This window comes from Bacillus cereus group sp. BceL062 (assembly GCF_051780025.1).
GTDB classification, from domain to species: Bacteria; Bacillota; Bacilli; order Bacillales; family Bacillaceae_G; genus Bacillus_A; species Bacillus_A toyonensis.
In genome coordinates, this window is sequence record NZ_JBPWGY010000002.1 from 592,450 (window position 1) to 599,439 (window position 6,990).

Genomic DNA, 6,990 nt, shown 5'->3' on the forward strand with positions numbered 1-6,990 from the left:
ATGTCACCTTTCCTTAAAAATAGACGAAAATAATGAGTACGAGTAATACAGCAGCGAAAATGGTAATGCCCATTAAAAACGAAGCGTTTTTATATTTAGGTGGTTTATGTATATCTTGCTGGTATCCAGGTGAGATTTCAGGGGCGAATTCTTCATCGAATGATTGATCTTTTTCTTTTTCGTCCATATGTATCCACCTTTCTTTTTCATTATGTTATACGTTACAAGAAAAAATATGCATAAAGAAAACAGCCGCTCTAGCGTTAGCGGCTGTTTTGTGTTGTATATTTTCTTTGAACTTGGAAGAGACGGATTAGAAGGAAGCTAGCACCAAATGCTAGACCGATAATAAGACCAATCCAATATCCTTTTGCTGCCCAGTCGGTATATGTTGCTAATATGTAACCGAGAGGGAGACCTATTACCCAATAAGCGACTAATGTCATAATTAAGGCAACATTTACGTCTTTGTAACCACGTAGTGCTCCTTGTACAGGAGTTGCAATTGCATCTGAAATTTGAAATAAAATCGCAAATATAAGGAACTCTTTTGCTAAATGGTGAACATTTGCATCTGTCGTATAAATAGATGCAATTCCATCATCAAAGAAATAAAGAAGAATCGAATAGAAAAGAGCGAAAGCAAGGGCTAATCCAATGCCGATAAATCCATATTGTTTTGCGTTATCATATCGTTTTGCTCCAACTTCAAATCCAACTGCTATCGTCATTGCCATTGCTAAACTTAAAGGAGTCATATATAACAAGGAAGCGAAGTTCATAGCTGCTTGATGCGCTGCAATTGTTGTCGTACTAAAGTTACTCATCATTAGTGTAACTGCAGCGAAAATACTCGTTTCAAAAAAGATAGCAAATCCGATAGGGACGCCAAGTTTTAAAAATGATTTCCAACTCGAAAGAGAAGGACGATATAACTGTTTAAAAATATTAAAAGATGCGAATGGCTCTTTCGTACGAATAATAATGACGGTAATAATTAAAATGCACCAATAGGTTGCTGCAGAAGCAATTGCTGCACCGACACCACCGAGTTTAGGGAAACCAAAGTTCCCAAAAATTAATACATAATTTAATACTACGTTAATCGGTAATGATAGTAATGTAATGATCATCGTTGTTCGAGTTTTTCCTAATGCATCAATAAATCCACGCAAAACAGTATAAGTAAATAATGGGATAACTCCAATCGCGATAATACTTAAAAATTGTGCTGCAATACGTTCAACAGGTTCTTCTAATCGCATGCCATTTAAAATAGGTGGAACAACGAAGAAGCCAATAAGGATAACAACGAAGCTAGCGCAAACTGCTAAATAAACTGCTTGTATGACAACGTGAGGAACATCCTCTTTTTTCTTGGATCCAATGAGTTGGGCAACAATAGGAGTAGTAGCCATTAAAACCCCTGTTAATCCTGTACTAACTGGGAGCCATATACTCGTTCCGATAGCCACACCTGCTAAATCAATTGGACTGGCATGTCCGGACATTGTCGTATCAAAAAAGCTCATTGCAAATAATGACATTTGGGTTACGAAAATCGGGAAGAATAGTAATACAAAGTGTTTTAGCTTTTGTGAGAATGAAGTAGTTTCTTTCATAAAATCCCCTTTCCGATAAAAAAACAATCCTTCCTATCATACAATTTAATCAAAAAATAAAAAAGAAATACGCACCAGTATATATATCAGCAATAAAAAAAGGATGCACATTGAAAAGGGATAAGGTATTATGATAAGGTGTGAAAAAATTACATATTCGTTATTAAGGAGGCACTACTCGTGGCTGATTGGTTAATTGGAATAATCATGGGTGCTGTTGAAGGTTTAACAGAATTTTTACCAGTTTCATCAACAGGACATATGATTTTAACAGGTCATTTACTTGGATTTGACGACGAGAGAGCGAAAGTTTTCGAAGTTGTTATTCAATTAGGATCGATTTTAGCAGTTGTTGTTATATTTTGGAAGCGTTTATGGTCTTTAGTTGGCATAGGTAAAGTAACAGACGGACCGTCGTTGAATTTATTACATATTATTATTGGGATGATTCCTGCTGGCATACTTGGCGTATTATTCCATAGTACAATTAAAAAAGTTTTATTTGGTCCAGGACCAGTTGTCATTAGCTTAATAGCTGGTGGTATTTTAATGATTGTTGCTGAGAAGTTTTCAAAACCAAGTACAGCAAGAACGTTAGATGAAATCACATATAAACAAGCATTTACAATTGGAATGTTCCAATGTTTAGCGCTTTGGCCAGGGTTCTCTCGTTCTGGATCAACAATAAGTGGTGGTTTATTAGCTCGCGTGTCTCATACAGCGGCAGCTGAATATACGTTCATTTTAGCAGTTCCAATGATGGTAGCTGCAAGTGGTTTAGATTTAATTAAAAGCTGGGATATATTAAGTACAGCTGATATACCGTTATTCGCAACAGGATTTATTACAGCATTTGTTGTTGCGATGCTTGCAATTGTTTCATTCTTAAAATTATTAGCACGTGTAAAACTAACACCGTTTGCTTACTATCGTTTCATTTTAGCTGCGGTATTCTATTTCTTCTTCATTATGTAAGAAGAAATCACCAGAAATACCCTATAGATTAGACGCTTGAAAAAGTCTACTCTATAGGGTATTTCTTTTATAGCAGGAGAAAATAAAGTTTTTGCTCTCATTTACTTGTATTTCACTATGTAAAATATGACATAATGATTTTGTTACATTAATATAGAGAAAATTTATAGGGTATTTGAGAGGAGCAGTTTAGTGAGTTTTGCAATAGAGATAGTAATTCCGGCACCAATTGATGTTGTGTTTGATTATGTACATAATGACGAGAAAATACTAGAATGGAGTACCTTTATGGTAGAAAATAGGTATCCTTCAAATATAGATGTTGAAAAACCTCGTGAAGGTGATAAATATATATCTGTGCAAAAGATGGGGAAGAAAATATATGAATTTGAGGCGGAAATTTTAGAGTATGATGAACCGTATATCGTATCAGTTGGATGTGAAATGAAACAAGGTTATACTGCTGCAACTTATATGTTAGAAGAGGATGAAGAAGGTACATCGCTTACTTTAATCGTAGAATTTGAACCGAAGAACTTTATATATAAGATTATGTACAAGTTGACTGGATGGATGACGCGTGCGGTATATATGGGTGAGATGGAGCGTTTAGCAGAGTGCGTAGATGTTGCATATTCTCAGAAAAAAAGATTATGATTTTGCAAAAAAAACTGCCGATTTCGGCAGTTTTTTTATTTTACTATTTTTTCAATCATACTTTCCATTACATGTTCCCAAAGAGAAGTATCATCAGCTAATGTAGCACGGAAATTAGCATACATTTCTTTCTGTTTTTCTTCGAATGTTGGATCTTCTTTTTCAGGCAATGTAGCGCGCATTGAAGTTACTAATTCTTGTACTTTTGGAGCGCGTGGTCCAAAGACAGCTTGTTCATTTCCGTCTTTATCAATGAAAATAAAGATTGGAATTGCACGTGCTGTTCCATTTGTTAAGTATTGATCCATTAATTCTAAGTTTTCATCACGAATTAATAAGCTCATATCAATATTTGCAACTTCAGAAATTCGTTTCATAACAGGTACGCATAAAAGAGCGTCTCCGCACCAGTCGGCTGTTAATACGATAACACGCCAGCCATCATTTTGGCGTTCTTCTAAAACTGGGAGTAATTCATTTGGAATTAAAAAGTTATTGTAAATATGTAATAGCTCATATTGGTTTACTTTCATTTCATTTACATATGTATCAAAGGACATGCCTTTATCAGCCCATTGTTGTAAGTTCATAATTAACACCTCTTTAGTATGATTTGCTTTTATTGTACCAATTTTTATATAGAAAAGCTTGTATTCTTACTCTTTCTTATCACTAAATAATATATTTAGTGTGTAAAGGAATAGTGCGACAAATAGTTCAGCTATGTTGGACATTTGTACGCTCTCTATCCAGTCGTCGGCAGTATGAATGACGAACCAATCTAGTGTAATTTCAATAATGGAGAGAAGAGCAATTGAGAGCCAATTTGGCATACTTGTCATCATTGACTGTAGGAGCGATTTAAAGAAAATGAATATAAAATATGTAATACCATCTAATAAAAGAATAAGTAAAAAAAAGAGTAGTATAGCTGTTCGTGAAGAGTATTCTATACCCGTAATTTGAAAGATTCCTACATATACAAAAAATATAAATGTAAAAAATGTAATGAGAATAAAAACAACAAAACTAATAACGATAGTCCTATCTTTTAGACTGAGATTAGAAAATTTGTCTTCCTCACTCACTACTTAAACTCCTTTTTCTGGAAAATCAAGTTTATTGTATCACGAAATGCATATTAAAAAACTACGAATTATGGGAAAATAAGGTGACAAAAAGTAAGATTTCATGTAAAATTATTAATAAGGTTTTTATTTAACTAAATGAAATAAAAGGGGCTGTCAAAGTTGTCTCAAAATAGAGAACAATTAATGGAAGAACTATCGACAAATGTTTTTGCGATGTTTCGCACGTTGCGTAATGACATTGGAAAAATATTTGGTGGTTACATACCGTGGAATGAGTTCATCGTCCTTAGAATATTGAATCGTACAAATAAAGAAATGGTATCACGTGTCGCTAATGAGTTAAATGTGTCGAATAGTCATATTACAGCTGTTACAGAAAAATTAATTAATAAAGGTTTCGTAACCCGTTCACGTTCTACATCAGATCGCCGAGTTGTATATTTAGAGATTACAGAACAAGGGAAAGATTTAGTTGCGAAAATGGAAGAGGCGAAAAAACGATACTTACAGGAAAGATTTTCCGCACTTTCAGAAGATGAAATGAATGTAATGATTTCTATTTCCCAAAAACTTATTTAATTAATTACAAACAAGAAAACGTTTACCTAGTGAAAAAGAAGACCTTCCTTATATGTGGAAGGTCTTCTTTCTTGTGTAATAGCTTATAAAAATAAAATGTGTATGAAAAAAGATAGAGCGCCATACTACTAATAATGGAAGGAGGGAGAAATATGACGAATCGTAATGGTAGTAAAGGAAGCGCTAATCAAGGTTCACCAAAATCAGGAAAGTTTAATCAGGAATTTAGTACTGAATTTGAAACTGGTAACGATAATAAAGGGAAAGAATATCGTTCAAAAAAAGGAAGTAAATCAAAAAAGGAGTGATAATTTTCACTCCTTTTTTGATTTAAGATGCTGCCGATTGATCTGTATTATATTTTTCTTCTGATTTTGCGACAATCATTGCGCAAATTGCATCACCGGAAATATTTACAGCTGTTCTAGACATATCTAGGATGCGATCAATACCGATAATTAAAGCAATACCTTCTACTGGTAGGTTTACTTGATTTAAAACCATTGTAAGCATTACAAGTCCAACACCTGGTACACCAGCAGTGCCGATACTAGCTAGTACAGCAGTTAATACGACCATGGCTAATTGTGCTAATGTAAGTTCAACTCCGTACACTTGAGCGATAAATACAGTTGCCACACCTTGCATAATGGCAGTGCCATCCATATTAATCGTTGCACCTAGTGGTTGTACAAAGGAGCTTATCGCTTTTGGAACTCCAAGTTTTTCTTGTGCCGTTTTCATTGCGAATGGAAGAGATGCATTAGAGCTAGATGTACTAAATCCAATTGCCATTACTGGTCCGAAATGTTTAAAGAAACGAATAATACTTTCTTTTGCTAATATCTTTAATAAGCCGCCATATATGAAGACACCGTGAATAATGAGTACTAACATAACGACTATCATATACTTGAACATCGCAGCGACGCCTGCAAGCCCCATTTTACCAACGGATGAAGCAAGCAAACCAAATGTTCCAATTGGGGCTAATTTCATAACGAGATTAACAAGATACATCATTAATTCGTTGCCCTGTTCAAGTAATGAATGGATACCTTGAACTCGTTTTCCTAAAACAGCTAAACCGAGTCCGATTAATGCAGCAAAGGCAATAATTTGTAACATGTTACCATCAGCCATCGCTTTAGCTGGATTATCTGGCACAATATTCAGCAATGTATCGACGAAAGATGTTTCAGTTTTTGCACCTTCATACGTAAGCCCGTCTGTTTTAAAGTTACCGCCAGTTCCTGGTTTGATGATAAGTGCAAATGTCACTGCAATAGAGATAGCAACTGCTGTTGTTACGAGAAAGAATGAAATTGATTTTAAACCGATTCTTCCAAGTTGTTTCGGATCTCCAAGACCAGCAGCCCCTAGTACGATGGAAATGAATACAACAGGAACAACTAGCATTTTAATGAGTCGAATAAACAGTTGGCCAATTGGGTTAAACACATATTGATTTAAAGGTTCAAAAATAGATGGTGCAGCTAAATTTAAAGTGAGTCCAACAATTAGACCAAGAAACAATGCAAGTAAGATCGCTTTTGTTTGCTTCAATAAAATCCCCCCCTGTTTTTGTATAATTACTTTCTAAATGAATTGTACCGAAAAAATCCCTATTTTGACAATATTTTCTGAATATTTAGCAAGGTTTTATTTGTTTTTATATGAATAGTCTGATTTTCCTGTAGTTTATAGAAAGAATAAATTTCAGAAAATAAAATAGACCATCACATAGGATGGTCAAAGGAAGGGGACAATTTATGTCAATTTAATTAGGGATGGAAGCTATTCAAAGACACTGGGGAATGTCTTAAATTAGGGAGGAACAGCTTCGATACATATACTATAAAAGATAGATGTGACCCTCGTGTGAACATAGAGTGAAAGAGAGAGGTAGTTTAAAAAAGGATAGAAAGACAAAAAAATAAGACCATCGTATAAAAGATGGTCAAAGGAAGGGGACAATTTATGTCAATTTAATTAGGGATGGAAGCTATTCAAAGACACTGGGGAATGTCTTAAATTAGGGAGGAACAGCTTCGATACATATACTA

At 34.6% G+C, this 6,990-nt stretch carries 9 protein-coding genes; 4 read left to right on the top strand and 5 right to left on the bottom strand.

Annotated elements, in window-relative coordinates; translation table 11 throughout:
• Positions 1-13: 13 nt before the first annotated feature.
• Entirely contained in the window at positions 14-187 is a 174-nt protein-coding gene (locus ACS2MN_RS08270; RefSeq protein WP_000343554.1) for a hypothetical protein, read from the bottom strand.
• A gap of 76 nt (positions 188-263) precedes the next feature.
• Positions 264-1,622, bottom strand: a complete 1,359-nt coding sequence (locus ACS2MN_RS08275) for an MATE family efflux transporter (RefSeq protein WP_087949122.1) — start codon at positions 1,620-1,622, stop codon at positions 264-266.
• A gap of 180 nt (positions 1,623-1,802) precedes the next feature.
• Here ACS2MN_RS08275 and uppP point away from each other — a divergent pair, with 180 nt between their 5' ends.
• Both uppP and ACS2MN_RS08285 read left to right on the top strand, forming a co-directional pair.
• Positions 1,803-2,597: a bacitracin resistance undecaprenyl-diphosphatase gene (gene uppP, locus ACS2MN_RS08280; protein WP_000796244.1), complete on the top strand. Its 795-nt coding sequence runs from the start codon at positions 1,803-1,805 to the stop codon at positions 2,595-2,597.
• A 192-nt stretch (positions 2,598-2,789) separates the two neighbouring features.
• Complete coding sequence (locus ACS2MN_RS08285; protein WP_000006430.1) at positions 2,790-3,254, top strand: SRPBCC family protein; 465 nt, start codon at positions 2,790-2,792, stop codon at positions 3,252-3,254.
• A 35-nt stretch (positions 3,255-3,289) separates the two neighbouring features.
• Here the strand turns inward: ACS2MN_RS08285 and ACS2MN_RS08290 are convergent, their stop codons facing one another.
• Positions 3,290-3,877 (bottom strand): thioredoxin family protein, encoded by a 588-nt coding sequence (locus tag ACS2MN_RS08290; protein ID WP_073990710.1) that lies wholly within the window; start codon positions 3,875-3,877, stop codon positions 3,290-3,292.
• Positions 3,878-3,910: 33 nt separating this feature from the next.
• The gene (locus ACS2MN_RS08295; protein WP_103592430.1) at positions 3,911-4,342 is read right to left on the bottom strand and encodes a YrvL family regulatory protein; all 432 of its coding nucleotides are present in this window, start codon (positions 4,340-4,342) and stop codon (positions 3,911-3,913) included.
• A 162-nt stretch (positions 4,343-4,504) separates the two neighbouring features.
• On the opposite strand from ACS2MN_RS08295, the gene ACS2MN_RS08300 reads away from it, so the two are divergent.
• On the top strand, positions 4,505-4,924 hold the full coding sequence (locus ACS2MN_RS08300; protein WP_000081437.1) for a MarR family winged helix-turn-helix transcriptional regulator: 420 nt from the start codon (positions 4,505-4,507) through the stop codon (positions 4,922-4,924).
• Positions 4,925-5,076: 152 nt separating this feature from the next.
• The gene (locus tag ACS2MN_RS08305) at positions 5,077-5,232 is read left to right on the top strand and encodes a hypothetical protein (RefSeq protein ID WP_000184925.1); all 156 of its coding nucleotides are present in this window, start codon (positions 5,077-5,079) and stop codon (positions 5,230-5,232) included.
• A gap of 22 nt (positions 5,233-5,254) precedes the next feature.
• Here the strand turns inward: ACS2MN_RS08305 and ACS2MN_RS08310 are convergent, their stop codons facing one another.
• Positions 5,255-6,490 carry a dicarboxylate/amino acid:cation symporter gene (locus ACS2MN_RS08310; RefSeq protein WP_000814824.1) on the bottom strand — a complete coding sequence of 412 codons (1,236 nt, stop codon included), beginning with the start codon at positions 6,488-6,490 and terminating at the stop codon, positions 5,255-5,257.
• Positions 6,491-6,990: the final 500 nt, after the last annotated feature.

Bases quoted from the DNA above. Each gene is read 5' to 3' on its own strand.
- ACS2MN_RS08270 (WP_000343554.1), bottom strand. From the start codon at position 187: ATGGACGAAAAAGAAAAAGATCAATCATTCGATGAAGAATTCGCCCCT.
- ACS2MN_RS08305 (WP_000184925.1), top strand. From the start codon at position 5,077: ATGACGAATCGTAATGGTAGTAAAGGAAGCGCTAATCAAGGTTCACCA.
- ACS2MN_RS08275 (WP_087949122.1), bottom strand. From the start codon at position 1,622: ATGAAAGAAACTACTTCATTCTCACAAAAGCTAAAACACTTTGTATTA.